Raw genomic sequence first — 26,575 nt, forward strand, 5'->3', positions numbered from 1 at the left:
TTTCCAAGAAAAATCAGCGATAAAGCGAGATCAGCTTCGGCCGGTGCCGGTCGAGCAGCGCCGCCCGCCGGTCGGCCCGCGCCATGCCTTCGCCCTGCGGGTCGTAAGTCAGCGCCTCGCCCTGGGTGAGGGTCGCGGCGGCCGCCTCGACGCTCGGATACCAGCCGAGACCGGCCGCGGCGATGGCGCCCGCCCCGCGCACGCCGGCAAGGCGCGGCTGGCGCACCACGACCTGCAGCTTCAAGGCATCGGCCAGCATCTGCGCGAAATGCGGGTTGACCGCGCCGCCGCCGACCAAAGGCAGCGGCAGGCCGGCCTTCAGCCCCTTCTGCCGCGTCACCTTGCTGAGCGCCCAGCGCATGTTCAGCGCAACGCCCTCCAGCACCGAGCGCAGCAGCGCATTGCGGTCGTGGCTGACGGAAAGCCCCGTAAAAACACCGCGTAAGCGGTCGTCATCGACCGGCACGCGCTCGCCGGCAAGCCAGGGCACGAAGAGCGGATCGCTGTCGCGCAAGGGGCCGATGCCGGCATAGAGCGCCTCGAGCGAGGCATCGTCGTCGCGCGCCGCGCCGCTCTCCCCGCCGCCGAACAGCCGGGCGGCCCAGGCGAAGGCGGACCCCGCGCTCTCCTGCGTCGCGATCAACAGCGGCCGATAGTTCACGCTGGAGGATATCGTGGCATAAGAGTGGAAAATATCGATCCTTCTGGAGGGGAAAAAGCCGCTGAGCCAGGCGCTGGTGCCGGCATAGGCGTGCAGTTCCCCGTCTCCGGTCGCGCCCGAGCCGATGGCGGTTGCCACCACGTCGCCCGCCCCGGCGATCACCGGCAGGCCGGCGGCAAGGCCGAGCTCTGTCCCCGCCTGCGGCAACAGGCCGCCGACGGTATAAGTCCCGTCGACGATCTCCGGCAGCCGGTCGAGAGGAATGCCGAGCCGGCCGGCGAGATAGGGCGACCACCCTTCCCGGCCGGGCCGCGTATCCATCATCCAGGTCAGATTGGCGCTGTCCGCCGTGGTGACGAAACGCCCCGTCGCCCGGTGCAAAAGCCAGTCCTTGACGTCGAGCAGCCGGGCGGCCGCATCCCACACCTCCGGCTCGTGCTGTTTCAGCCAGAGCATCTTGGCCGGAGGGTCCATGCCGTTGTGCGAGGGAGCGCCGTTGGCGATGCGCGTCCATGTGTACAACTTGTCGAGCCGGTAGCCGGCGAGCGAGGGAAATCCCCCGTTCATGGCGCGCGACAGAGAGCCTGCCCGCTTGTCCAGCCAGACGATGGCCGGGCGCAAGGGACGCCCCGATTGCTCGACCGGAATGACGCCGCACATCTGGGCGCAGAAGACGAGGGCCGAGGCGCGCGCGGATAGATCGGGGATCTGCGCGGCAAGATCGGCGATCCCCTCGCGCAGCGCCGACCACCAATCCTCGGGCTGCTGCTCGGCGCGGTCAGGCCCGGGAAGGCTCAAGGGGTAGCGACGCGTTGCCGTCGCAATGGCGGAAAGGCTGCGGTCCAGCGCCGCGATCTTGACGCCCGAGGTGCCGAAATCGGCGGAAATGATCAGGCCGCGCTCATTGGAGCCCGAACCTTTTCCCCCTGCTGCGTTGTCGCCGATCACCTGTCTGCCCCAAGCCTCATGCGGGGAATTGCCCCTTCGCCGGCATCGGGTTTATAGAGTTCGCGACCAAATGAGAACCGGGAAACGCGCGCAGTGCGCTCCCGCAACCGCGTGCCTCGAGGGCCGGATGATCGCAGCAACGGGGCGGGGACAGGCCGAGGACAAGGGCGAGACGGTCGACATCGTCTACACCTGGGTGGACGACAGTTTCCCCGGCTATCGCGAGCTGCTGGCCACTCATGCGGGCACCGCGCATGACAGCAATCCCAACCGCACCCGCGACAATCTCGAGCTTTTGCGCTACTCGCTGCGCTCGCTCGACGCACATGTCCCCTTCGCTCGCAAGATCTACCTGCTGAGCTGCCGGCCGCAGATCCCCGCCTGGCTGGACACGGATCACCCCGACCTCGTGGTGGTACATCACGATGACATCATGGCGCCGGAGATCCTGCCGACCTTCAACTCCTTCGCCATCGTCAGCCATCTGGCGAAGCTGCCGGGCCTGTCGAGGACTTTCCTCTACTTCGAAGACGATATGCTCGCCTTTTCCCCGCTGAAGCTGGCCGATTTCCGCGGACCGGACGGGCGGGCGAAAGCGTTCCTGACAGGGAAGGCCTCTCCGGTGCTGGCAGGCCTCGACCCGGAGCGCGCAAGCCCCTGGAACCTGGCCATGGCCAATGCCAACCGCTTGCTGGAACGCCGTTTCGGCCCCGGACGGCGGCGCTATCTCGCCCACGGACCGCAGCTGATCGACGCCGCGCTTTTCGAGGAAATGTGCGAGGAATTTGGCGAGGTGATCGAGGCGACGCGGGCAAGCCGCTTCCGCGCCGGCCATAACGTCCCGCCGGAATACCTCTACCCGCACTTCGCCGCGGAAAGCGGCCGCGCGGTCGCGCTCTCCCCGGCCGAGACCCGGCGCGTGATGGGCTATGCCTCGCTGGAAAACTTCCTGCCCTGGACCTTCGCGCAGCTTCGCTATCTGGAATGGGCAAAACCGCTGGCGGTGACGCTGAACGACAGCTTCGGCACAGAGCCGAACCCGCGCGTCGTCGCCCATATGCGCCGCACGTTGGAGCGCTGGTTCCCCGTCCCCTCCCGCTTCGAGAAGCGGGGATAGGGGCTCACGAGAGTCCCAGCGCCTCGCGGTAAAGCCTTGCAAAGACGGGACCCGTGCCGCGAATGTCGGCGTCTTGCGCGCGGGCATCGGCAAAGGCGGTTAGGCGATCGCGGGCAGGCCTGTCCCCGGCAAGGGAGACGATGCGCTGCGCCAGCGCGCCGGCATCGCCCGGTGGCACCAGGAGCTCCGCGCCCTCCCCGTTCATGACGCTGGCATAGCCGTCATTCGCCGCCGCGACCGGCAGGGCGCCCGCCGCCATCGCCTCGACCAGCACAAGGCCGAAGCTCTCGCCGTAAGGGGCAGGCGCGGCAAAGATATCCGCCCCCCCGACCAGGGTGCGGGCGGTGATGTCGTCCGGCCGGTCGACAAGACGGATACGCTCACCGTGAGGGAGGACAAGCGCCTGCTCGACGAGCGGCCGCAACTCCCCGCCACCGGCAATGGTGAGACGGGCCTCCGGCAGTGCCGAGGCGATCTGCGGCCACGCGGCCAGCAGCACATCGAGACCCTTGCGCGCCTCGAACCGGCCCAGAAAGACGATTTCAAAGCATTGATTTTGCTTTATCTTTCGTGCCTGACGCCAGGGTGCAAGGTCGACCGAGGGCGGCACAACCTCCACCCGCGCATCGCGTGCGGCCGCGCCCAGATGCGGCAGCGGTGTCGGCGAGGGAACGACGACGATCCGCGAGTGCGAGAGGAAGTGGCGGGCGGTGAGACGCAGCACCCGCGCGGCGAGGCCGGAGGCATCCGCCGCCGGAAGCGTTGCATGGAAGGTCGTCACCGTCGGCAGGCCCAGCTCCCGCCAGACCTGCCAGGCGACGAAAGGCGTCCAGGGCGTGTGCAGATGGACGAGATCGGCGCCCCACTCGCGCAGGTCGGCGATGAGCCGGCGCCGCTCGGCCCGCAAGGCATAGCTCACCTCGAAGCGGGTGCCGAACATCGACACCATCCGCGACTTTCCGCAACACTCTGTTCCGACTGCGCAAATTCCGTCCGACGTCGGCGGCGCGACGATGCGCACCTCGTGCCCCTCGCCCCGCAGCCACTGCGAAAGGTCGCGCACATGCGACTGGACGCCGCCGGGCCGGGCCATCGCGTAAGGGAGGATCTGGACGATCCTCATGCAGCTTCGCCCGGCCAGTTGCGGAAACTTGTCCACACCGCATCTCCGACATCGAGCAGGGCATAGAGCAGAACGAAGATCACCATCGCCGGCACGGCGCCTGCGAGAGCCGCGATTCCAAAAAAGATCGGCAGGGCACCGCTCATCCCCGCTACTGCGCGCTCGGCAAGGACGACCAATCCCCCTTGGCCCGCCGGCTCGACAGGAGCTGTCGCAGCTGGCGTATCCGGGGCGGCAGAGGCAGGACGCGCGTCCCGCACCACCCTTGCATAGAGGCGCAGCCATGCCGCCGCGACCGCCACGACGGTCCAGAACAGGCCCGTGCCCTCGCCTGTCCCGGCCATCCGGTCGGCGACGATGCCGATGCTGGTGTAGAAGAGGCCCCACTGCGCCATGTCGATGACGAAATCGAGCGCCGCGCCCTTCGAGGAGCTGCGGCCCGTGGCCCGTGCCAGCCCGCCGTCGACGCAATCGAGGATCTGGAAGGCGACCGCAAGTAGCACGGTGGCGAGGGCGGCAAACCCGAGCGGCAGCAGCAAGGCCGCGAGCGGCATCGCCAGCGCCAGCGGAAAGGCGGCGAGCGTCACCGCCGTCGGCGAAATCCCCGTCGGCGCCAGACGCGCGACCAGCCACAGGCTGGGCAGGCGGTACAGCACCGCCACCGCCCAGTCGCTGACGAGCTCGCTGCGGAACCTCTCGCGCCGATAGCTGCGCCAGAGGGTACGAAACGTCAGATCCGGCTGCATGATGTCCAGATAGTCCCTGCCTGCCTGCGCCATCGGCCCTCCCCCAGCCGGCTATTGCCCGCGGCCCGGCGCTCCCCTATTAGTGGATCGCCTTTATCACATTCCGGTTGATCCATGCCCACTATCAAAGCTGTTTTCCTGGCTGCCGGACGCGGCGTGCGAATGGGCGAGCGCGGCCGCATGACCCCCAAGGGCCTGATCTCGCTTGGGCCCCAGAGTTTCCTGGAAGATGCGATCGACACGCTGGCGATGCACGGCATCACGGATATCCGCGTCGTCACGGGCCATCTTGCCGAGCATTACCGCGAGCTGGCGGCAGGTCGCCGGCCCTCGCTCGACCTGCGGCACAACGACAACTTCACCACCAAGGGCTCGCTGCAGAGCCTGATGGTGGGGCTGGACGGGCTGGACGGCCCGTGCCTTGTCCTTGAGTCCGATCTGGTGTTCGAACCGCGCGCGGTTGCAGCCGCCATCGCCGAGCCGCAGACGCCGGCGCTGCTCACCTCCGGCAAGACCGGGGCGGGCGACGAGGTGCATGTGTGGATCGACGACCGGGAGGGACGGCCCTGCCTGCGCGACATGTCCAAGCTGGTCGACCGCTGGCATGACGCACCCTATGGCGAACTGGTCGGCCTGACCTACCTGACGGGCGAGGCGGTGGCGCGGATGCAGGAAATCGGGCCGCAGATGATCGCGCTCGACCCGATGGCCGACTACGAGAGCGGCGTCGTCGAACTGGCGCAGAGCCAGCCGGTCATCGTGCCGCGGATCGACGATCTCGCCTGGGCCGAGGTCGACAACGAGGCGATGCTCGCCCGGGCCGCCGAACAGGTCTATCCCCGCATCGAGGCGGCGCGCCGGAAGGGCTGATCCCCGCCCGAAATTTTGAGACGGATTTTGCAAAATTCCGTCTCGAAATCGCGAAATTTCGAGACGGCCTGCGCAAACCGCTCAATGCGGCCGCGACAGCATCCGCTGCGCCACGAGCACCCCGACGAGCGCCAGGACAATCGACAGCCAGCTGCTGGTGAAGCCGGACAGGACGCCGATCTCGCCCATCGCCCAGGAGACCTTGGTCGCGACCAGGGCGAGATATCCCGCAAGCGCCAGAACGAGGATACGCAGCGGTGCGACGACGCGCCCTGCCCCCGCCACCGGAGCAAGGCTCGCGCCGAGCAGCGCGTAGGCGCCGGGAAGGAAGAACGCCGCCCAGCGCCGCCACAGCGCCGCGTCGACATCCGGCCCCTTCAGCGGGTTGCTGTCGCGGGCCAGCACCTCGAGCGGGGCCTGCGGCAGGTAGAAGGCGGCGATGTCGTAATAGGAGAGCGCCTCGGGCACGATATCGAGCTGCAGCTCCAGGCTCGGATACTGGCTGATGAGATAGAGCGAGGTCTGGGCGTAGGCGGGCGGCGCGCCGTCGCTGCGCGACTGGTCCTCGCCGGGCAGCCGCGCCCACAGGTCGACATCGGTGAAGCGCCAGAAGCCGGGCCGGTCGGCCGGCACGCCGTGGCGCGCGACGATCACGTCGCGAAGGTCGCCGGCGACCACCCCGCGATAGAGCTCGACATCGGCGAGCTCCGGCGCGGCGCTGCGGATCACCCGCGCCTTCAGCACCGCGCCGTTGACGACGAACCAGCTCGGCTCGCCGAGATCGCCGTCGGCGAAGCGCCGGCCGTAGCCGCCGAGCTGCAGCTCGGCCTGGGCAAAGACCGCCGCCGGCCGCCACCAGCGCTCCAGCGAAAACTGCAGCGCGCCGGTGACCGCTGCGAAGAGACAGACCACCAAGAGCGTCTGGCGCGGCGACCAGCCGGCCGCGGCGATCACCGTCGTCTCCCGGTTGAACAGCCGCATCAGCTCGGCCGCGAAGACGCCGATGAAGCAGGCGACCGGAAACAGCCGCGTGGCGATGTCGACGGCGCGGTAGCCGAGATAGGTCGCGACCAGAAGGGCGCGGGAGCGCCCCAGCTCGTCGGCCCGCGCCAGCACCCCGTCGAGCGTCTGCGCCAGGTCGATGGCGAAGGCGACGATCAGGAACATGGTCATGACCAGCGCCGCCGCCTTGAGGTGCGTCGCCAGGATCCGCCGGCCGATCAGCCCGAAGACGGGCGTGCGCCGCCGGGCAAGCGGCAGACCGCCGGCAGCGAAAAGCGAAAGGGTGGAGCCCGGCGCGCGCATCGATCAGGCCCGCGAACTGACGGGACGCAGCAGCACGGCGGCGCGGGCGCGAATGCCGGCGAGTGCGACCAGCAGCACCAGCAGGGCAGCGGCAAGGCCGACCATCGCCAGCGCCTGCGGCTGGTCCGCCGCCAGCCGGCCGAGAGCACCGCGCAAGACGATGTCGAAGGCGAGCAACGCGCCGCAGGCAACGGGCAGCGACAGGAAGCCGAAGACGCCGCGCCCGGCGAAGACGCAGGCGAGCAGCGCCAGCAGCGGCGCGACGAAGACGGCAATCGCCCGCGACAGGCGCTCGCCGGCGATCTTCAGCGCCTCGCGGCCGGTCTCGCCGGCGGCCTGGCCCTCGCTCAACGCCTCGAACACGGTCCATTCTTCGGCGACATCGCTGCGCAGGGCATGATTGAGGATGTTGTCGAGGCTGACCGGCAGCGACACGTTCTCGACCTTGACCTGGGGGAGCGCGGGAATGTTGGCGACGTCCGGCCGGCCGACGGCAAAGAGGTTCGGCCCGCGCCCCTGGCGCAGCATGCCGGCGCCCTCGCGCGTCTCCACCCGGACGAAATCGTAGGCGATCACCCGGCCGAGCCCGAGGCTGTAATTGCCCTCCTCGTCCGGCCCGGCCAGCTTCCAGTCGGCGGCCTGGGTGACGCGCCAGCGGCCCGCCTCGCCGGGCTGATGCACGAAGAGGCTTTCGTGCGGCGGGGCGACGGAGGTGTCGGACAGGGCCGCGAAGGTCCGCCCGCGAATGGTCTCGACCAGGGTGCCCTCGCTCGGCCCGGTGATGCGGGAAAACAGCAGCTCGCTCTTCAGCTGGAAGATCACGGTGCGGGTGGCGTTGCGCGCCAGCGGGTCGATGACGCCGGAAACCGCGAGGCTGGCGAGAAAGGCGAGCGCGCCGAGGGACAGCGCGACGCGCACCGGCAGGCCCCAGGAGACGCCGGCCGCCGACAGGGCGACGAGTTCGCGCTCCTCGCGCGCGGCGACGAAGGCGAAATAGCCGCCGATGACGCAGGCCAGCGCCAGCGCGAAGTCGAAGATCTCCGGCGAGGTGAGGCCGAGAACCGCGAGCGCGTAGAGCAGGTTGCCGCCGTTGCCCAGAACCTCCTCCAGGATGCCGGTCAGCTTCTCGGCGAGGAACACGACCTCGATGATGGCGACGACGAGCACCACCCGGCCGAGCACGCGCGCGAACAGGGACCGCGCGGCGAGAGAGGCAAGCGGTCTCACCTTACCCCGCACTCCGTCCGGCAGATCGCCCCGTTCCGCATGTCGCCCTGCATCGCTCCTCGTCGCAATTCATGCTATGGCCCGGCGACCGTGGCCGCTTGGCCCGGCGGTTCCGATTCCGATCCTCATCATAGGCCGGCCGCAATGTCCCGTCTTGTCCATAAGCCGAGCCAGCGGCTCGGCCATGTGCTTGCCCTGTCCTTCGGCGCCGGCCTGTCGCCGGTCTGGCCGGGAACGGTGGGCGCGGCTGTTGGCCTCGTCATGGCGGCGGGCCTTGCCCCCTTCTCCGCCGCGATCCAGCTTGCCGGCCTTGCCCTGCTTCTGCTCGTCGGCATCTGGGCCTCCGGGGTCGTTGCCGACGCAACCGGAACCGACGATCCGCAGATCGTGGTGATCGACGAAAGCTTCGGCGCCGCCGCCGTGGTGCTGGCGCTGCCGGCCGAGCCGCTGTGGTGGATCGCCGGCTTCGTCGCCTTTCGCGCCTTCGACATCCTCAAGCCGTTCCCGGTCAACTGGGTCCAGGACCACGTGAAGGGAGGCGCCGGCATCATGCTGGACGACGCAGCCGCCGCGCTCTACGCGATCCTGGTCCTGTGCCCGCTCGCCTGGCTTCTCGCCGGCTGACAGGGCGTTACGGCGCAAGGCGTAGCAGGGCGACCAGCGCGGGACCCGCGATCAGCCAGGCATCGACGATATCGAGCAGCCCGCCCTGGCGCGGCAGCACCTGCGGGTAATCCTTGACGCCGGACGCCCGCTTCAGCCGCGAGCCGGCGAGATCCCCGACCACGGCCGCAACCGCAATGACCGCCGCCGCCGCCAGCGACAGGCCGAGCGACCAGCCGAGCAGCAGGGGGCCGGCGATCGCTGCCGTCAGCGCCAGCATCGCCGCGCCGATGGCAAGGCCCTCGACGGTCTTGCGCGGGCTGAGACGGGGGAAGGCCGGATGCCGGCCGAACAGCTTGCCGCCGAACAGGGCGTAGCTGTCGTAGGTCTCGACCAGCAGGAAGGCGAGCACCAGCACACCGGCATTGGCCGGATCGACCCCGGCGGCAACGAACAGGGCGAGCGGCAGGCCGGGAAAGAGCAGCACCTCGCCGGCAAGGCGCAGTGTTCCGTGCGGGCCTCCAGCGTCTGCATGCCGCCGCCAGGCAACGCTGACCGCCTCGTAGGCAACGCGCGTCGCCAGTGCGGCGAGCGCCAGCGAGAGCACGATCCCGCCGGCAACGAAGGGCCCGAGCCCGCCGCCGACGATCACCAGCTCCGTGCCGAAGACGGGCCAGAGCGGGCGGGCCTGCGGCGCCGTTGCCGGCACGAGGCTGCCGAGCGCCAGCAGCACGCCGCCGATGGCAAGGCAGACAAGAACGGCAAGCGCCGCGATGTCGAGGGGAACGAGGGCCGGCATGGACGAGACCATCATGAGAGCTGCGCTCAGTCCCGGTGCGAGCGGGCAACGCGCGCCTGCCACAGGCGCAGGGCGGGCGACAGCAGGCTGTGGCCGCGGGCGAGCAGCTGCATCTGCAGGCCGGGCGCCACGGTGAAGCGGCCCTTCTCGGTGGCGAGAATGATCTTTTCCGCCACCCGCTCGGCTTGCCAGAGGCCGCCGCCGGCGGTGATCGCCTTGGTGGCCGCCGGCTTGGTCTCGTTCTCGGCGACGAGCTGCGGGGTGTCGGTGTCCGGCGGGTAGGCGAGCGTCACCGAGATGTTGCGGTCGGCAAGCTCCACCCGCAGGACCTCGGCAAGGCCGCGCATGGCGAATTTCGAGGGCGCATAGGCGCCGTAGCCGTAGATGCCGAAAAAGGCTGCGCCCGAGGAGACGAAGACCATCCGCCCGCCGCCCGCATCGGCCATTGCCGGAGCGAGCGCATGGGCGACATGCAGCGCGCCGAGATAATTGGTGCGCATCTGCATGAGGTGATCGTCGAGCGGCTGTTCGAGAAAGCGGCCCGGACGGGCAACGCCGGCATTCATCACCGCCCAGCGCGGCACGCCGAGCTCGGCGGTGATGCCGGCGATGGCCTCGCTTGCCTGGTCGGCATCGCCGACATCCGCAGTGCGCACCGCGATGCGCGCCTGCGGAACAGTGGCGGCGATTTCGGTGCGGGCGGCTTCGAGCCGCTCGGCCCCGCGCGAGACGAGGGCAAGGTCGAAGCCCTTGCGCGCCAGCGACAGGGCCATGGCCCGGCCGATGCCGCTGCTGCCGCCGGTGATCAGGGCGACGGGACGCCCGGCGGCGCCGAGCAGTCCTGCCCCCGTCGCGGCGGCCGCCATGGTCAGGCCGCCTCGCCGTTGGCGAAGGCGAGCAGACGGTCGTAGCCCTCGGCATCCTCGATCTGCAGCGGCGGATGCTTGAACAGGAACGCGCTCGCATCCTCGACCGGGCCGGCAAGGCCGCGGTCGGCGGCGATCTTGGCGCAGCGGATGGCGATCAGCGCCATGGCCGCGGCGTTGGGGGAATCCTCGACTTCCAGCCGCATCTCGACATGGGTGCGCACGCCGCCGAACAGCCGACCCTCGAGACGGACATAGGCGACCTTGCGGTCGTTGAGCCACGGCACGTAGTCCGACGGGCCGATGCGGATCTCGCTGTCGGAGAGCCGCGCGTTCATCGCGGTCTGCACGGCCTCGGTCTTGGACTCCCGCTTCATCGCGAGGCGGTCCATGTCCATCATGTTGAGGAAGTCGGTGTTGCCGCCGACATTGAGCTGATAGGTGCGGTCGACCTTGACGCCGCGCATGTCGGCCAGCCGGGCGAGCGCGCGGTGAGTGATCGTCGCGCCGAACTGCGCCTTGAAGTCGTCGCCGACGATCGGCACGCCGGCGTCGCGGAAGCGGGCGGCCCAGACCGGATCGGAGGCGATGAAGACCGGAATGCCGTTGACGAAGGCGCAGCCGGCTTCCAGCGCGCATTCGGCGTAGAACTGCGTCGCCTCGACAGAGCCCACGGGCAGGAAATTGATCATCACGTCGGCCTTCGCCTCGCGCAGGGCCGCGACGATGCCGGCCTTGTCGAGCGCCGGCGCGCTGGAGACGACGAAGCTGCGGTCGGGCGCCTGGTTGCGCATGAAGGCGGAGACGCCGTCGAGATCGGGGCCGCGCAGCACCGGAGCGGTCATGCCGCCCAGGTCCTTGTGGAAAATCTCGGTGCAGTTGGGCAGGGCAACGGCCGCCTCGCCGACGGTGCGTCCGACCTTGCGCGCATCGACCTCGAAGGCAAGCACGATGTCGACGTCTTCCGGCCGGTAGCCGCCAAGCACCGGGAACGGCACGCCCACCGCCTCCTCGCCCAGCGCCCGGCAATAGGCCACGCCCTGGACCAGCGAGCTTGCGCAATTGCCGGCACCGACAATCGCGGTGCGGATCGTTTTCGCGGAAGAAGCGCTCATACTGTCTGGTTACCCCCGAACCCTGCCCGGACGGTACCGACCGTCCGCTCGTCTGGATGCTGTCGCGCGCGGAAGTCCGCGCGCCTGATGCCTGCCGCCGGCAAGGCCGGCGCGGCAAGCGTTACTCGATCTCGATGCGTTCGACCAGCGGCTTGCCGGTGTCCGCGTCGTGCCCCATCACCAGCACCTCGCGCACGCTCGGCATCAGCCCGCTCTCGTCGACATCGGCATAGGCATAGGCCATGCGCATGGTGCGCCCGCCGACGGGAAGCAGAAGCTCGGCCCGGCCGGGCTCGACCAGCCGCAAGGTCGCCGGCCGCTCGGAATAGGACACGATATGGATGCGGAAGACGTCCGGATCGCTGGTGGCACGCGAGCGCACGCCGAAGGCGAAACTGTCCTCGATCATCTTCAGCGGCAGCTGCTCGCCGGTCGTGTTGAACCGGCGCCAATAGGCGACGAGCGGCTCGCGCGGGTCGAGCTTGCCGTCCTGCGTGAAGCGGGCGGCGTAGACCACCGTGTTGGAGTTGCTGGAGCGCTGAAGATAAAAGACCTGGCCCGGGTCGCTGGGCACCGGAAACTCCGGCCGCACCACCGGCAGGCTGGCGACCTCCGTGACGACGGAGCCGAGCGCCTTCTGCGCGTTGCCCGGTGTGATGCGGGTCCCCTCGATGGCCTGAGCCGCCGGCGACAGGGCGACAAGCGCGGCAAGAATGAGACCCGGGAGGCGAAGCGAACGCCCGGCAAGGGTCGTCCGCGGTTGATCCGGCTGGATGCCGGCCCGTTCGTCAGCTGTCATGGCGATGCCAACTCCGCTCGGTGCGCGCCCCGTGCCCCGATTGTTCCGGCCGGGCCGGCGTCAGGCGCCGGCGACGGCCTGTTGCAGCAGCTCCGCCTGCGCCGAGCCCTCGCCATGCGCCACCGCGGCGGCAATGGCGATGGCCTTGTCCATCTGCTCGTGCGTATGGGCGGCCGACAGGAAGAAGCGGATGCGCGGCTGGTCCTTCGGCACGCCGATCTGGACGATCGGCGGGGCGTAGACGCCCTGCTCCAGCAGCGCCTGCGAGGCGATCATCGTCTGCATCGGGCTGGAGAACAGGATCGGCACCACGCCGCAGCCGATGGCCGGGCCGGTGTTCAGCCCCATCGAACGGGCGCGATCGCGGAAGTAGAGCGAGTTCTCGTGCAGCCGGGTAACGCGCTGCGGTTCGGCCTTCAGCTGCGTCAGCGCGCCATGGGCGCTGCCGAGCGTCGCCGGCGACAGGCCGACGCTGTAGACGAAGCCCGGCAGGGTGAAGCGCAGCCAGTCGATGACCCCCTGCTCGGCGCAGATGAACCCGCCGGAGGAGACGAAGGACTTGGACAGGGTGCCGACCGTCAGCTCGATGCGCCGCGGGTCGATGTCGAAATGCTCGCACAGGCCGCGACCGGTAGCGCCGAGCACGCCGTAGGAATGCGCCTCGTCGACGAGGAGCCAGGCGTCATGGGCTTCCTTCATCTCGACCAGCCGCGGCAGGTCGGGAATGTCGCCGTCCATGGAGTAGAGGCCTTCGACGACGATGAGCACGTTGCGATACTGGCCGCGCACTTCTTCGAGCTGGCGCTCCAGATCGTCGAGATCATTGTGGTTGAAGACCCGATGGTCGTAGCGGCCGTTCTTGGCGCCGACGAAGATCGAGTTGTGGGCCAGCTCGTCGATCAGAACGAGATCGCGCGGACCCATCAGGAAGTTGATCAAGGAGACGTTGACCAGATAACCGCTGACCAGCGACATCACGTCGCCGACCCCGAGGAAATCCGCCAGCTCGCGCTCGAAGGCGCGGTGGCCGGCCCGCTCGCCGCCGACAAGGCGCGAGGCGCCGACGCCGGTGCCGAGCCGGTGCAGCTCGGTGCTCGCCGCCTCGATCACGTCCGGATGATTGCTCAGCCCGAGATAGTCGTAATGAGCGAAACTGACGAAGGGAATGCCGTTGCGCTCGCAGAGCTCGCGCTGCTGGTCGACGGGAAGAAAATACGGATTGTGCTGCTCGATGATCGCCTTGCCGGCCAGACGAAAGCGGCGCTCAGCGACAACGGAAAAGCTCGGCCGATCAGGCTTCATTCTTGCTTACCCCCAAACCCGAACCAGGATCGAAGACCGTTCGAGCTGTCTCAATTTACTAGGAGCCGACACCTGCAGCACAGTCGGCGCGCCCGGGAAGGCGACCTGCAGGACATGGCAGCCCGGCTCCCAAAACCATCCGGGCAATCGTCGAGGTCATCGGCATTCCGGCACGGGTGGTACAAAGGCGGCAACTGCCTGTTTGCCCTGCAAGCCCCCTTGCAAGGAGCAGTCTGCCGCCAAGCCCCCACTCAGACGGAAATCGCTAAATAGCCGAAAGGTGGGAAACTGTCGAGTAAGCCGACGAAGGGAGAGGGGTGATACGGACGCAGCGCCCGTGCTCCGCGCCCCGCGCCCCTGTCGAAGGGGGCCTGAGGGCTTGCCTCGGCGCGCCTTCGCCGGCAGCGGCATCACCTTACGGAATATCGGCGGGCCGGATCGGCCCCGAACGAGCAGCGGACCTTGCGTCCCCACCGGTTTCCGTAGCAAATGTGCGGACGGTGCCCGGCGGGACGGTCCGGCACCGGGGTCCCGGCCGCCGCCGGGCGAGCGCTGCCGGAGGTCGATAACGCACGGCAGCGCAACCGGTTCACTCCGCCCGACCGATCAGCGGATCAATTTCTGTTTCAGGTCTGTCACAACTGCTTCCGCCGCCGCGAGGAAGCGCTCGATCACGAGAGAATCGATGGCCCCGATCGTGCCGACGCGGAAGGTTCCGAGCGCCTTCATCTTGCCCGCGTAGATGGCAAAGCCGCGCGATTCCAACGCATCGTAGAAGGCGGAAAAGTCGTACCAATCCTCCTGCGGCTCCAGGAAGGAGACGATCACCGGCGCCTGCAGCGCAGGGTCGAGCGCCGGGACGAAGCCGAGGCGGGCCATGCCTGCGATCAGCGTGTCGCGGTTCGCCGTGTAGCGGGCGAGCCGGGCGGCCGGACCGCCCTCCTCGGCAAGCTCCTGCAAGGCCTCGTGAAGGGCCGCGACCACATGGGTAGGCGGCGTGAAGCGCCACTGCCCGTCGCCGGCAAGCGCCCGCGCCTGATCCTCCAGATCGAGCGCCAGCGAGACCGAGACACCGCGGCGGGCGGCGAGCTCGTCCGACCGGCAGACCACGAAGGCAAGGCCGGGAACGCCCTGCAGGCACTTGTTGGAGCTGGCCGCGAGCGCCGAGATGCCCCAGCCGCTGATGTCGACGGCAATCGCGCCGAAGCTGCTCATGGCGTCGACCAGCAGCCGCCGGCCGGCGGCCCGGACCACGGCGGCGATCTCCTCAAGCGGATTGAGCAGGCCCGAGGTCGTCTCGCAATGGACGATGGCCACAGCCGCAATGCCGGGATCGGCGGCAAGCCTTTCGGCAAGCGCCGCAGGGTCATGCGCCTCAGTCTCCGCGACCTCGACCACGTCGAACGGGCGACCGAGGCGGCGGCAGATCTCCGCCATGCGGCGGCCATAGGCGCCGTTGACCAGGAGCAGCAGCCGCTCGTCGGGACGCAGCATGCTGCCGAGCATCGCCTCGACCGCGAAAGTCCCGCTGCCCTGCACGGGCACGCAGACATGCTCTTCGGCCGTGCCGCCGGCCAGATCGCGGACGCGCGTCAAGACCTCGCCGGCAAGTCGGGTGAAGGCGGGATCGCGCGAGCCCCAATCGCGCAGCATCGCCGCCTTGACCCGGCCGCTGGTGGTCAGCGGGCCGGGCGTCAGCAGGACGGGACCTTTGGATGCGCTCATGCGGCACCGGTGAGATGGGCGCGGAAGCGCCGGGCGACCTCGCGCGGGGCCACGGTCGGACGGCCGAGACCGGCGACCTCCTCGGCGGCGACCTTCACATGCACGAAGCGTGGTCCCGGCACGGCGAGCGCCGCATCGAGCGCCGCTCCCGCCTCGGCAAGGCCGCTGGCGCGGGCGGCGAAGCGGTAGCCGCAAGCGGCGGCGACCGAAGCAAAGTCCACATGCGCGGAGACGGTCGCCTGGCCGCCGGTCGACAGGTGCCGGCCGTTGTCGAGCAGCACATGGGTGTAGCGGGCCGGCGCCTCGGCGCCGATGGTCGCCATGTTGCCGAGCTTCATCAATGCCGCGCCGTCGCCGTCCAGCACGGCGATCTCGCGCTCGCAGTTGAGCGCGGCGCCAAGGCCGATGGCACTGGCCCCGCCCATGGAGCCGACGCAGTAAAGATGACCGGCATGGTCCTGAAGGGTGAAGAGCTCGCGCCCGGTATGGCCGGTGGTGGCGACAAGGCCGGCGCTCTCGGGCAGCTTCTCCCGCAACAGCGCCAGCACGTCCATGCGGCGCGGCAGGCTCGCCCCGCCGCCGAAGTCGACCGGCGCAACGCGCGGTGCCGGCTCGGCCCGCGCCTCATCCAGCGGGCGCGGCGCGATCGCGCCCTTGGGCTGCACCAAGCCGACCGGCTGGCCGGTCGACCGCATATGGGCAACGGCCCGCGCCAGCACCGGCTCGATGTCGGCGACTGCAAGCGGGAACGGCTCGCCGTGTACGCCGGCGAGCGCCAGCAGCTGCGGAGTGATCTGGCCCATCAGCTCGTGCTGCGGCTCGTCCTTCACCCCCGGCTCGCCGCGCCAGGTGGCGATCACCAGCGTCGGAATGGCGAAGGGATGGTTGAGCGAGGTCAGCGGATTGACCGCGTTGCCGAGCCCGGAGTTCTGGAACATCACCGCGGTCTCGCGGCCCGCGCACCAGGCGCCGGCGGCAATCGCCACCGCCTCGCCCTCGCTGGTCGCCCCGACATAGCGGGCCGTCCGGTCGGAGATCACCGCGTTCATCAGCGGCGTCAGGAAGCTGCAGGGCACGCCGGTGAAGAAGTCGATGCCCTGGCGCTTGGCCGCGGAGAGAAAGTCGCCCGCCTCGATCATCGCCCGTGCCTCCAGGCTCTCCGGTCAGACCGCATCGCGCGCCTGCGCCAGGTCCATAAGGTCGTTCACGTTGCGCCAGAAGCCGGTGACATAGACGACGCCGATGCGCTCGCCGGCCGCCGCCATGCGGGTCAGCACCGCGCCGAGATCGGCGCTGGCAAGGCTGCCCTCGGCCGCCATCTCGTCCAGCATGCGGCGCAGGCGGGCAGCACCCGCAGCGCTCGCACGCATCAGGCCGACCCATTCGCCGTCGCCGCCCTCGCCAACGAAGCCCTTGAGCAGCGGCGTTTCGGCCTCCGGGTCGAGATCGTCGGAGAAGGGAAGCGTGCAGGCGACGGCGTCGCGGCCCGCACGGCCCGAAAGGCGCGGGTCGACCGCAAGCACGATGTCCTCCTCCCGGTCCTCCAGCATCGCCAGGAAGAACGGGCGGTAGAGAATGTCGCCATAGGAGACGATGGTATCGCCCTCGCCCAGCGCCAGCGACAGGGACTGCGCCTCGCCGCTGGTCTGGTACTCCGTGTTCTCGACCAGCGAGATGCCCGGCGCCTCGACCGCATCGGCCTTGTAGCCGACGACGACGCGGATATCGGCGACGCCGTGGCGCGAAAGCGCCTCGACCTGGCGGCCGAGCAGCGAGGTGCCGCGCACGGGCAGCATGCATTTCGGCCGGTCCAGCGTCAGGTCGCCGAGCTCCTCGCCGCGGGTTGCGGCCAGAACGATGGCGCGGCGCGGCGCGGTGGCGGCAAGATAGCGCTTCTCCGCCTCTTCAAGCTCCTGCGAACCGGCGAGCGAGAACACGTCGCCGAGCGGTGCCACGTCGCTTTCGACCTCCAGCAGGGTCTGGTGCTCTTGCAGGACCGCGCAGGTGTCGCGCATGGCGCGGATCGAGGCGCGCAGGTTGTGGTTGGCCCAGATGATCATCGAGGCGCCGGCCTCGCGCAGCTTCTCGGTCGGCGTGCGGTAATACTTGGTCGGGATCAGGATCACCGGCGCCCGGTCGCCGAACTCGCGGCAGAACTCGATGATCTCGTCGGCGGTGCTCTTCTTGGAGTGGATGACGATGGCATCCGCCCCCGCATCCGCATAGGCATGGGCGCGCTTGAGCGCTTCCTCGAGGCCCCGGCCGGCGATCAGCGCCTCGACCCGGGCGACGATCTGGAAGTCCGGATGGCTCTGGGTGTCCTTGCCGGCCTTGATCTTGCCGCAGAACTCGTCGATGTCGGCGAGCGGCTGGTTCTCGCCCAGGAACGAGTTGGTCTTGGGGAAGATCTTGTCCTCGATGCACACGCCGGCGATGCCGCGATCGCACAGCTTGGCAACGAAGCGGCGGAAATTGTTGAAATTGCCGTAGCCGGTGTCGCCGTCGACGAGGATCGGCAGGCTGGAGGCGTCCGACATGTATTCCAGCATGTCGAGCACCTGGGTCCAGGACAGCTCGTTGTTGTCGCGCACGCCGAGCGCCGCCGACATGGACAGGCCCGAGGCCCAGATGCCCTCGAAGCCGGCTTCCTCGACGATCTTGGCGGACAGGCCGCTATGCGCCTCCATCAGGAAGGCGAGATCCGGACGCTGCAACAGCTCGCGCAACCGGGTGAACCTGGAGACCGGCGCCGATGCGCGGTCGAGTGCGACGTGCTTTTGCAAAACAACTCCTTTCGGCCGGCCTGCCGGCGCCCGTTCGTAAGGCGGCTCATTGGTAGCGAAGCGCCCGCCAAAAGAAAAGACGGGGCGAGAGGCCCCGTCCGTTTCTGCACCGGACCGTCTGTCGGGAAAGACGCCTCAGGCGTTGACGTCGACGACGACGCGCCCGCGCACCTCGCCGGCAAGGATCGCCTTGCCGAGCTCCGGCAGGTCGGCAAGGCGCGCCGGCACCACCATCCCGGTGAGCTTGTCCATCGGCAGGTCCGCCGCGATCCGCGACCAGGCCCGCACCCGGTCGTCATAGGGGCGCATGACGGAATCGATGCCGAGCAGGTTGACCGCCCGCAGCAGGAAGGGAACGACGGTTGCAGGCAAGGCAGCCCCGCCCGCCAGCCCGACGGCCGCGACCGAGGCACCGTATTTCATCTGCCCCAGAACGCGCGCCAGCATCGCCCCGCCGACCGCATCGACGCAGCCCGCCCACGTCTCGCTCTCCAGCGGCCGCTTGACCGTTTCCGCGATGTCCTCGCGCGCGACGATGCGCGAGGCGCCCAGCCCCTTGAGATAGGCTTCCGTCTCCGGCCGGCCGGTCACCGCCGCGACCTCGTGGCCGAGTTTCGCAAGGATCGCGGTCGCGACCGAACCGACGCCGCCGGCGGCGCCCGTGACCAGCACCGGGCCATTGCCGACCTTAAGCCCGTGATCCTCCAGCGCCATCACGGCGAGCATGGCGGTGAAGCCGGCGGTACCGACCGCCATGGCATCGCGGGTGGTGAGGCCCTGCGGCAAGGGCACCAGCCAGTCGGCCATTACCCGCGCCTTCTGCGCATAGCCGCCCCAGCGCACCTCGCCGACGCGCCAGCCGGTCAGCACCACCTTGTCGCCGGGCGCATAGCGCGGATCGGAGGAGGTCTCGACCGTACCGGCAAAATCGATCCCCGGCACATGCGGCCAGGCGCGCACCAGCCCGCCGCCGGAGCCGAGGCACAGCCCGTCCTTGTAATTCAGCGTCGAATACTCGACCGCCACGGTGACGTCGCCCTCCGGCAGACGGTCTTCCGTGATCGCCTGGACCCTGGCCGATACGGCCCCCGCCTCGTCCTTGTCGACGACCAGCGCGTTGAAGCTCATGGCTTTCCTCCCCTTGAACCTGTCTTTCATCTCTCCGCCCATTGGTACCGGCCCACAGCAAGGATGAAAAGCGGCGCGGCGACGCGGGCAAGCCTCTACCTGCCGGCTTGCGCGACGGGGCGGGCCGGGTAAATATTCATCTAGACAAATCAATGGAAAAACTTCGGATTCAACCGTGACCACGGGCACACCAGAAGAGCTAATATAACAAATTAGGAAGCCAATTATAATCAGGACGATAATATTATGTGGTGGCTAAAAACAAATATTGAAAGAATATCCAAATTGAGAGCGGAAGGCTCTAAGGAAAGTCTCACCTACGCCGCATTGGAGTGCCGGTTAGCGATTGAGCGCGTCTGTTATGAACGCCTCAGCCTCGCGCACGACTATATATCCCACGACGATATACGGAGGTGGCAGCCGAAAGACATTGTAAACATACTGATACAAGAAGTGGATAGCACAATCGCCAGTTCCTATACGTTCTCAATTGGTAAGGAGCCAATCAGCAAGGAGGGTGATCGTACGCAAGAAGAGTGCGAAGCGATTGAGTATGTGCAAGTCGGATCTCAAGTCGGCTTCGACCCCAAGAAAATGGGCGAGCTCTGGCATGCCGTTTCCTCTTTTCTGCACGTGAAAGTCCCCAAGAAAAAAGACGATTCAGTTACCGAGTACGGCAACCCGGACGCGCTGGTGAAGAAGATTGACGAAGTTCTAGTCGAGCTAGAGCGCCTTTCTGAAGGCACGCTAATTGCGAGTGGGCTAGGTGAAACAGTGAGCTTCACATGCTGGTGCGGCACTACGAATGTCCGGCGCGCATCATTATTAAAAGACAACCAGACAATAAACTGCGTCAATCAGAATTGTTATGAGCGTTGGAAGGTTGAGATCAACGGCAGCGAAATCGGTTTTGTCCGGAAGGAAATCAACATCGCCTGTCGTTCCTGCTCAGTGAAAAACCCGCTTCCAGAAAAGCCCCTCTCAGAGCTCAAGAGGGGCCAAGCGGGCGAGTTCATCTGTTCAGAATGCGGAAAAACTAATTTTTTCATGTGGCGGCTGTACTCCGCAGTCAAAGACGACGCACAATGACAGCACCTTAATGCTTTTGCCGCATCGAAAGCCGATAATATTCCTGCATCATCTTGTTCACCTCCGCGGCTGTCGCCCCCTTGATTTCAAGGTGTTTCGTTTTGAATGAAGCTGTGGGCGTCAACCGGCAAGCTGCGAGGAATGCCCTGCCCTGCTCTACAATCGATGCCCACATCGCCTTGCCTCCAAACTTCCGCGTCAAGAGAATCGATAGCAGATGGTGATTCCTCAAATCATCCGCGCAGCTACGCGGATGAAATTACCCCCATCTGAAAGGCATTAAGTGCGAAAGGCAGAAAATTGGCCGAGATTGGCGGATTCCTGCCACCTTTAAAAAGTCCTTAAGGAGATCCAGCGCGGGATTTCCTTCGTTTTTTCATCATGTTCGGGAAAAATGCGGCAGCAGCAGCACTTGATAAACGGCGCGCCATTTCTCCGCCTGACCGGTCCTGCCGCCCCGGAATGATGTTCTCACGCCAAGTCATTGGACGCATGGCGATGCCGGGGCTATGACCGGGGGAAGCTTGCTGCTCTTCGTGATGAAGGGAGGCAGGACAGACGTTCAGGAAAGAAGGCGTTTCCCGATCATGACCGCCCCGCTGTCGCATCTGCGCGTGCTCGATCTCTCCCGCGTCCTGGCCGGCCCCTGGTCGACGCAGGCGCTGGCCGACATGGGCGCCGACGTCATCAAGATCGAGCGGCCCGGCAGCGGCGACGACACCCGCGGCTGGGGCCCGCCTTTCGTCGCGGACGGGCCGGCGGCCGGCGAGAGCGCCTATTTCATGGCCGCCAACCGGGGCAAGAAGTCCGTCGCCGTCGACATCGCCAGCGAGAGGGGCCGCGCGCTCATCATCGAGCTAGCGAAGAAGTCCGACATTCTGGTGGAGAACTACAAGGTCGGCGGGCTGAAGAAATACGGCCTCGACTACGAGAGCCTGTCTCAGATCAATCCCGGCCTGATCTACTGTTCGATCACCGGCTTCGGCCAGACCGGGCCTTACGCCCAGCGCGCCGGCTACGACTTCATGATCCAGGGCATGGGCGGGCTGATGTCGGTGACCGGCGAGCGCGACGCGCTGCCGGGCGGCGGACCGCAAAAGGCGGGCGTCGCGCTCGCCGACATCCTGACCGGGCTGAACGCCACCATCGCCATTCTCGGTGCCCTCGCCCACCGCGAGCGCACCGGCGAAGGCCAGCATCTCGACATCGCCCTGTTCGACGTGCAGGTCGCCTCGCTCGCCAACCAGGCGCTGAGCTATCTCGTTTCCGGCACCTCGCCCGTGCGCATGGGCAACGCCCACACCGCCATCGTGCCTTACGAGGTCTTCGCCAGCTCCGACGGCCACCTGATCCTCGCCGTCGGCAATGACGGCCAGTTCGTCCGCTTCTGCGAGGTCGCCGGCCGGCCGGAGCTGGCCGCCGATCCGCGCTTTGCCGTCAACCGCGACCGGGTCGCCCACCGGGAGATCCTGGCGCCGATGGTCGCCGAGATCATCAAGACGCGCACGACCCGCGAGTGGATCGCCGACCTGGAGGCCGCCGCCGTGCCCTGCGGCCCGATCAACACCATCGCCGAAGTGTTCGAGGAACCGCAGGCCAAGGCGCGCGGACTGATGAACCCGGCCCTGCCGCATGGCAGCGGCGGCACCGTGCCGGGCGTCGCCAGCCCCTTGCGCTTCTCCAAGACGCCGGTGAACGACAAGGTCGCCCCGCCGATGCTGGGCGAGCACACCCGCGAGGTGCTGGCCCGCGTCCTCGGCCTCGATGAGGCCGAGCTCGACGCGCTGGAGGCGAGCGGGGCCGTGCAGTCGCGCAAGGGCTGAGGCCCGTCCACGTCTTGAACAAATTTTGAGCACATTTTTGCCGCGATGCACAATTGTGCAATTTCATTGTGCGCCGCGAAATCGGGCAGCGCGCAGCGTGACTGACGCTGCGTCCCCCGCAAGCTGCGACGAATCCGGCGTTTTTCCGCTGCAAACGGCCTTCGCGCAAAACTGGCACGCATCTTGATCCTCAGTGCCGTGGCTCTTCCTCCGGGGGAGACGCGACAGAGGGGAAACAAATGACGATGTTCAGCAAGAAATTCTTCGCCGGCATGGCGCTTTCGGGCCTGATGGCCACCACTGCCGTCACCGGCGCCTTCGCCCAGGAGGAGACCATCAAGGTCGGCATCCTCCACTCGCTGTCCGGCACCATGGCGATCTCCGAGACGACCCTCAAGGACGTCATGCTGATGCTCATCGAGGAGCAGAACAAGAAGGGCGGCCTGCTCGGCAAGAAGCTCGAGGCGGTCGTCGTCGACCCGGCCTCCGACTGGCCGCTGTTCGCCGAAAAGGCCCGCGAGCTGATCCAGGTGAACGGCGTGTCCGCCGTGTTCGGCTGCTGGACCTCGGTGTCGCGCAAGTCCGTGCTGCCGGTCTTCGAGGAGCTGAACTCGCTGCTGTTCTACCCCGTCCAGTACGAGGGCGAGGAAAGCCAGCGCAACGTCTTCTACACGGGCGCCGCCCCGAACCAGCAGGCCATTCCCGCCGTCGACTACCTGATGAACGAGGAAGGGGTCGAGCGCTGGGTGCTGGCCGGCACCGACTACGTCTACCCGCGCACGACCAACAAGATCCTCGAGGCCTACCTCAAGGCGAAGGGCGTCGCCGAGGAAGACATCATGATCAACTACACGCCGTTCGGCCATTCCGACTGGCAGACGATCGTGTCCGACATCAAGGCCTTCGGCTCGGCCGGCAAGAAGACCGCCGTGGTCTCCACCATCAACGGCGATGCCAACGTTCCCTTCTACAAGGAACTGGGCAATGCCGGCATCAAGGCCGAGGACATCCCGGTCGTCGCCTTCTCGGTCGGCGAGGAAGAACTGGCCGGCCTCGACACCGGACCGCTGGTCGGGCACCTGGCCGCCTGGAACTACTTCCAGTCCGTCGACACGCCGGTCAACGGCGAGTTCATCGAGGCGTGGAAGGCCTATATCGGCGACGACAAGCGCGTCACCAACGATCCCATGGAGGCCCATTACATCGGCTTCAACATGTGGGTGAAGGCGGTCGAGAAGGCCGGCACCACCGATCCGGATGCGGTGATCGACGCCATTGTCGGCGTGTCCGTGCCGAACCTGACCGGCGGCTATTCGGCGATGATGCCGAACCACCACATCACCAAGCCGGTGCTGATCGGCGAGATCCAGGAAGACGGCCAGTTCGAGACCGTGTGGGAGACCTCCGGCCTCGTCGTCGGCGACGCCTGGTCCGACTTCCTCGAAGGCTCCAAGGATCTGATCGCCGACTGGCGCAAGCCCTTGAACTGCGGAAACTTCAACACTGCCACGGGCAAGTGCGGCGGGTCGGGAAGCTAAGCTCCCACCCGTCGCAACCAGAGGGGGAGGGAGGCGGGCGCAGATCCGCCTCCTCCTTACCCCTCCTCTCCTACCGCATTCCGCACCCCAGCCCGGACGGTCCCCAGTGAAAGCATCGGCGAAAGCATCGGCGAACGCATACGCTCCGCGCCCTCTCCCGGCCCCGCGACTGGCCCTGTGGCTGGCGCTTCTGCTGGCGCTACTGCCGCTGGCGCTGCTCTCCTCGGCAGCGGGCGCGCAGGACCATGCCGCGCTTCGCCCGCTTGTCGACGCGCTCGGGAAAGGCTCGTTCGGCGACACGGAAGAGCAGATCGCGGCGCTGGCCGCCACCGGCGATCCGGCCGTGGTACCCGCGCTGGAGGCGCTCACCAACGGCGATCTCTATGTCCGCAAGGCCGACAAATCCGTGGTCATCGGCAAGCGGGCCGGCGGCAGCCTTGCGCTCACCGATCCGCTGACCGGCGAGGCGCTGGAAAGCGCCCCTTCCAGCGCGCTCGACAAGATCCGCGTCAACAACCGCCTGCGCCGGACGATCCGCGCAGCGCTCGGCGGGCTGACCCTGCGCGCCGCGGATGCAAACACCCGCCGGCAGGCGGCCGAGGCGATCTTCAAGGCGCAGGACGCCGAGGGCATCGAGGCACTGGACGCGGCGATCGCCGCCGAGACGGATACCGGCGTCGCCAAGCTGATGCGCGAGGCGCGCGCCGCCGCCGTGCTCGCCTCCGACCGCCCGACCGAGGACAAGATCGCCGCCATCGACACGCTGGCCGAGCGCGGCGACCGCGACGCCCTGTCGATGATCACGGCGGTGCAGAACAGCGACGCAAGCGAGCTGCACGAGGCGGCAGGCGCCGCCCTTGCCCGGATCCAGAAGCTGCAGGCGGCCTGGGACACGGCCCGCAATGTCTGGTTCGGCCTGTCGCTCGGCTCGGTGCTGCTGCTCGCCGCCATCGGCCTTGCCATCACCTTCGGCGTGATGGGGGTCATCAACATGGCCCATGGCGAGATGGTGATGCTGGGCGCCTACACCACCTTCATGGTGCAGAACCTGTTCCGCACCCACGCGCCCGACTTCTTCGACTATTCGCTGCTGGTGGCGCTGCCGGCCGCCTTCCTCGTCGCCGGCCTCGTCGGCGTCGGCATCGAGCGCGGCATCATCCGCTTCCTGCACAACCGGCCGCTGGAGACGCTGCTCGCCACCTGGGGCGTCTCGCTGATCCTGCAGCAGGCGGTGCGCTCGATCTTCGGCCCCACCAACCAGGAGGTCGGCAACCCGGCCTTCATGTCGGGCGCCTTCGAGATCGGCCAGCTGACCATCACCTACAACCGGCTGTGGATCCTCGTCTTCGCGCTGACGGTCTTCGCCGCGCTGCTGATCGCGATGAAATTCACCCGCTTCGGGCTGAACGTGCGCGCCGTCACCCAGAACCGGCGCATGGCCGCCTCCATGGGCATCCGCACGCCGCTGGTCGACGCGCTGACCTTCGGCCTCGGCTCGGGGATCGCCGGCATCGCCGGGGTGGCGCTGTCGCAGATCGACAACGTCTCGCCCAATCTCGGCCAGTCCTACATCATCGACAGCTTCATGGTCGTGGTGTTCGGCGGCGTCGGCAACCTGTGGGGCACGCTGGTCGCGGCCATGAGCCTCGGCGTTGCCAACAAGTTCCTGGAGCCCTTCGCCGGCGCCGTGCTGGCCAAGATCCTGGTGCTCGTCTTCATCATCCTGTTCATCCAGAAGCGTCCGCGCGGCCTGTTCGCGCTGAAGGGCCGGGCGGTGGAGGCATGAGCCCCCGTCCCGCCCGCATCCCGCGGAGCCGCCCGTCATGATGGTTCGTTTCCTCGCCGGCGGGTTGACCGGCACCCGCCTCGCCATGCTGGCGCTGCTTGTCGCCGCTGCGGTGCTGGTGCCCGTCCTCAACCTGTCCCTGCCGGCCGATCACCCGCTGCACGTGCCCACCTATGCGGTGACGCTGATGGGCAAGTACCTGACCTACGCACTGCTGGCGCTGGCGCTCGACCTGGTGTGGGGCTATTGCGGCATCCTCTCGCTCGGCCACGCGGCGTTCTTCGCCCTCGGCGGCTATGCCATGGGCATGTACCTGATGCGGCAGATCGGCACGCGCGGCGTCTATGGCGACCCGCTGCTGCCCGACTTCATGGTGTTCCTCAACTGGAAGGAACTGCCCTGGTACTGGAGCGGCTTCGACGCCTTTCCCTTTGCGATTGCAATGGCGCTGGCCGTGCCGGGGCTGCTGGCCTTCGTCTTCGGCTGGTTCGCCTTCCGCTCGCGCGTCACCGGCGTTTATCTGTCGATCATCACCCAGGCGATGACCTATGCGCTGCTGCTCGCCTTCTTCCGCAACGACATGGGCTTTGGCGGCAACAACGGCCTGACCGACTTCAAGGACATCCTCGGCTACTCGGTCCAGTCCGACGCCACCCGCGCCGGGCTCTTCGCCGCCTCCGCGCTGGCGCTGGCGGCAAGCCTGGTGCTCGCCATCGCCATCACCGGCTCGAAGCTTGGCAAGGTGCTGATCGCGGTGCGCGACGCGGAAAGCCGCACCCGCTTCCTCGGCTATCGGGTGGAGCACTACAAGCTGTTCGTGTGGACCGTCTCGGCGATGATGGCCGGGCTTGCCGGCGCGCTCTATGTGCCGCAGGTCGGCATCATCAATCCGGGCGAGTTCGCCCCGGCAAACTCCATCGAGGCGGTGATCTGGGTGGCGGTCGGCGGCCGCGGCACCCTTGTCGGCCCGATCATCGGCGCGGTGCTGGTCAACTTCGCCAAGAGCTGGTTCACCGCCGCCCTGCCCGAGATCTGGCTGTTCGCGCTCGGCGCGCTGTTCGTCGCGGTGACGCTGTTCCTGCCCAAGGGCATTCTGGGCCTTGCCGCATCGCTGCGCGCCCGCCTGCCGAAGCACAAGGACAAGACCTCACCGGCGGACATGTCGGCGGGTGCGCCCATCGCCCCCGCCCCCGCTCTTGCTCGCAACCAGGCCGCGGAGTGA

General features: G+C 67.8%; 22 protein-coding genes. 8 read left to right on the forward strand and 14 right to left on the reverse strand.

Annotation, left to right across the window (positions count from 1 at the left end; genetic code table 11):
* Positions 1-13: 13 nt before the first annotated feature.
* Complete coding sequence (locus tag H7H34_RS18210) at positions 14-1,609, reverse strand: xylulokinase (protein ID WP_185926038.1); 1,596 nt, start codon at positions 1,607-1,609, stop codon at positions 14-16.
* A 127-nt stretch (positions 1,610-1,736) separates the two neighbouring features.
* Between H7H34_RS18210 and H7H34_RS18215 the strand changes: the two genes are divergently transcribed.
* Complete coding sequence (locus H7H34_RS18215) at positions 1,737-2,726, forward strand: stealth conserved region 3 domain-containing protein (protein WP_185926039.1); 990 nt, start codon at positions 1,737-1,739, stop codon at positions 2,724-2,726.
* Positions 2,727-2,730: 4 nt separating this feature from the next.
* On the opposite strand, the gene H7H34_RS18220 is transcribed toward H7H34_RS18215, so the two are convergent.
* Complete coding sequence (locus tag H7H34_RS18220; RefSeq protein ID WP_185926040.1) at positions 2,731-3,849, reverse strand: glycosyltransferase family 4 protein; 1,119 nt, start codon at positions 3,847-3,849, stop codon at positions 2,731-2,733.
* The gene (locus H7H34_RS18225; protein WP_185926041.1) at positions 3,846-4,628 is read right to left on the reverse strand and encodes a CDP-alcohol phosphatidyltransferase family protein; all 783 of its coding nucleotides are present in this window, start codon (positions 4,626-4,628) and stop codon (positions 3,846-3,848) included. The genes H7H34_RS18220 and H7H34_RS18225 overlap by 4 nt, the downstream gene beginning before the upstream one ends.
* 81 nt (positions 4,629-4,709) lie before the next feature.
* Between H7H34_RS18225 and H7H34_RS18230 the strand changes: the two genes are divergently transcribed.
* Complete coding sequence (locus tag H7H34_RS18230; RefSeq protein WP_185926042.1) at positions 4,710-5,465, forward strand: phosphocholine cytidylyltransferase family protein; 756 nt, start codon at positions 4,710-4,712, stop codon at positions 5,463-5,465.
* 81 nt (positions 5,466-5,546) lie between these two features.
* On the opposite strand, the gene H7H34_RS18235 is transcribed toward H7H34_RS18230, so the two are convergent.
* Positions 5,547-6,770, reverse strand: a complete 1,224-nt coding sequence (locus H7H34_RS18235; RefSeq protein WP_185926043.1) for an LptF/LptG family permease — start codon at positions 6,768-6,770, stop codon at positions 5,547-5,549.
* Between the two features lie 3 nt (positions 6,771-6,773).
* Positions 6,774-7,997, reverse strand: coding sequence for an LptF/LptG family permease (locus H7H34_RS18240; RefSeq protein ID WP_185926044.1), 1,224 nt, complete (start codon positions 7,995-7,997; stop codon positions 6,774-6,776).
* Positions 7,998-8,141: 144 nt separating this feature from the next.
* Between H7H34_RS18240 and H7H34_RS18245 the strand changes: the two genes are divergently transcribed.
* A complete protein-coding gene (locus H7H34_RS18245; protein ID WP_120269530.1) occupies positions 8,142-8,621 on the forward strand; it encodes a phosphatidylglycerophosphatase A family protein in 480 nt (159 codons plus the stop codon).
* 7 nt (positions 8,622-8,628) lie between these two features.
* Here H7H34_RS18245 and H7H34_RS18250 read toward each other — a convergent pair whose 3' ends face one another.
* The 9 genes from H7H34_RS18250 to H7H34_RS18290 all read right to left on the reverse strand — a co-directional run bounded on the left by H7H34_RS18250 (position 8,629) and on the right by H7H34_RS18290 (position 19,117).
* Positions 8,629-9,414 (reverse strand): phosphatidate cytidylyltransferase, encoded by a 786-nt coding sequence (locus tag H7H34_RS18250; protein WP_185926045.1) that lies wholly within the window; start codon positions 9,412-9,414, stop codon positions 8,629-8,631.
* A gap of 11 nt (positions 9,415-9,425) precedes the next feature.
* On the reverse strand, positions 9,426-10,265 hold the full coding sequence (locus tag H7H34_RS18255) for an SDR family oxidoreductase (protein WP_120269532.1): 840 nt from the start codon (positions 10,263-10,265) through the stop codon (positions 9,426-9,428).
* 2 nt (positions 10,266-10,267) lie between these two features.
* The gene (locus H7H34_RS18260) at positions 10,268-11,380 is read right to left on the reverse strand and encodes an inositol-3-phosphate synthase (RefSeq protein WP_120269533.1); all 1,113 of its coding nucleotides are present in this window, start codon (positions 11,378-11,380) and stop codon (positions 10,268-10,270) included.
* Between the two features lie 121 nt (positions 11,381-11,501).
* Positions 11,502-12,179: a DUF4833 domain-containing protein gene (locus H7H34_RS18265; protein ID WP_185926046.1), complete on the reverse strand. Its 678-nt coding sequence runs from the start codon at positions 12,177-12,179 to the stop codon at positions 11,502-11,504.
* Between the two features lie 60 nt (positions 12,180-12,239).
* Positions 12,240-13,481: an aminotransferase class I/II-fold pyridoxal phosphate-dependent enzyme gene (locus H7H34_RS18270; protein ID WP_120269535.1), complete on the reverse strand. Its 1,242-nt coding sequence runs from the start codon at positions 13,479-13,481 to the stop codon at positions 12,240-12,242.
* A gap of 606 nt (positions 13,482-14,087) precedes the next feature.
* A complete protein-coding gene (locus H7H34_RS18275) occupies positions 14,088-15,206 on the reverse strand; it encodes a 2-aminoethylphosphonate--pyruvate transaminase (RefSeq protein WP_185926047.1) in 1,119 nt (372 codons plus the stop codon).
* Positions 15,203-16,345: a phosphonopyruvate decarboxylase gene (aepY, locus tag H7H34_RS18280; protein WP_185926048.1), complete on the reverse strand. Its 1,143-nt coding sequence runs from the start codon at positions 16,343-16,345 to the stop codon at positions 15,203-15,205. The genes H7H34_RS18275 and aepY overlap by 4 nt, the downstream gene beginning before the upstream one ends.
* Positions 16,346-16,369: 24 nt before the next feature.
* Complete coding sequence (gene aepX / locus H7H34_RS18285; RefSeq protein WP_209006249.1) at positions 16,370-17,989, reverse strand: phosphoenolpyruvate mutase; 1,620 nt, start codon at positions 17,987-17,989, stop codon at positions 16,370-16,372.
* Between the two features lie 135 nt (positions 17,990-18,124).
* Positions 18,125-19,117, reverse strand: a complete 993-nt coding sequence (locus H7H34_RS18290) for an MDR family oxidoreductase (RefSeq protein WP_185926049.1) — start codon at positions 19,115-19,117, stop codon at positions 18,125-18,127.
* A 246-nt stretch (positions 19,118-19,363) separates the two neighbouring features.
* Between H7H34_RS18290 and H7H34_RS18295 the strand changes: the two genes are divergently transcribed.
* The 5 genes from H7H34_RS18295 to urtC all read left to right on the forward strand — a co-directional run bounded on the left by H7H34_RS18295 (position 19,364) and on the right by urtC (position 26,575).
* On the forward strand, positions 19,364-20,206 hold the full coding sequence (locus tag H7H34_RS18295) for a hypothetical protein (protein WP_185926050.1): 843 nt from the start codon (positions 19,364-19,366) through the stop codon (positions 20,204-20,206).
* A 587-nt stretch (positions 20,207-20,793) separates the two neighbouring features.
* Positions 20,794-22,029, forward strand: a complete 1,236-nt coding sequence (locus H7H34_RS18300) for a CaiB/BaiF CoA transferase family protein (protein WP_185926051.1) — start codon at positions 20,794-20,796, stop codon at positions 22,027-22,029.
* 245 nt (positions 22,030-22,274) lie between these two features.
* Positions 22,275-23,567 carry an urea ABC transporter substrate-binding protein gene (urtA, locus tag H7H34_RS18305; protein WP_120269747.1) on the forward strand — a complete coding sequence of 431 codons (1,293 nt, stop codon included), beginning with the start codon at positions 22,275-22,277 and terminating at the stop codon, positions 23,565-23,567.
* A 169-nt stretch (positions 23,568-23,736) separates the two neighbouring features.
* On the forward strand, positions 23,737-25,353 hold the full coding sequence (urtB, locus tag H7H34_RS18310; RefSeq protein WP_185926599.1) for an urea ABC transporter permease subunit UrtB: 1,617 nt from the start codon (positions 23,737-23,739) through the stop codon (positions 25,351-25,353).
* A gap of 37 nt (positions 25,354-25,390) precedes the next feature.
* The gene (gene urtC / locus H7H34_RS18315; RefSeq protein ID WP_185926052.1) at positions 25,391-26,575 is read left to right on the forward strand and encodes an urea ABC transporter permease subunit UrtC; all 1,185 of its coding nucleotides are present in this window, start codon (positions 25,391-25,393) and stop codon (positions 26,573-26,575) included.

The sequence above is a fragment of the Stappia sp. 28M-7 genome (genome assembly GCF_014252955.1).
Classification (GTDB): Bacteria; Pseudomonadota; Alphaproteobacteria; order Rhizobiales; family Stappiaceae; genus Stappia.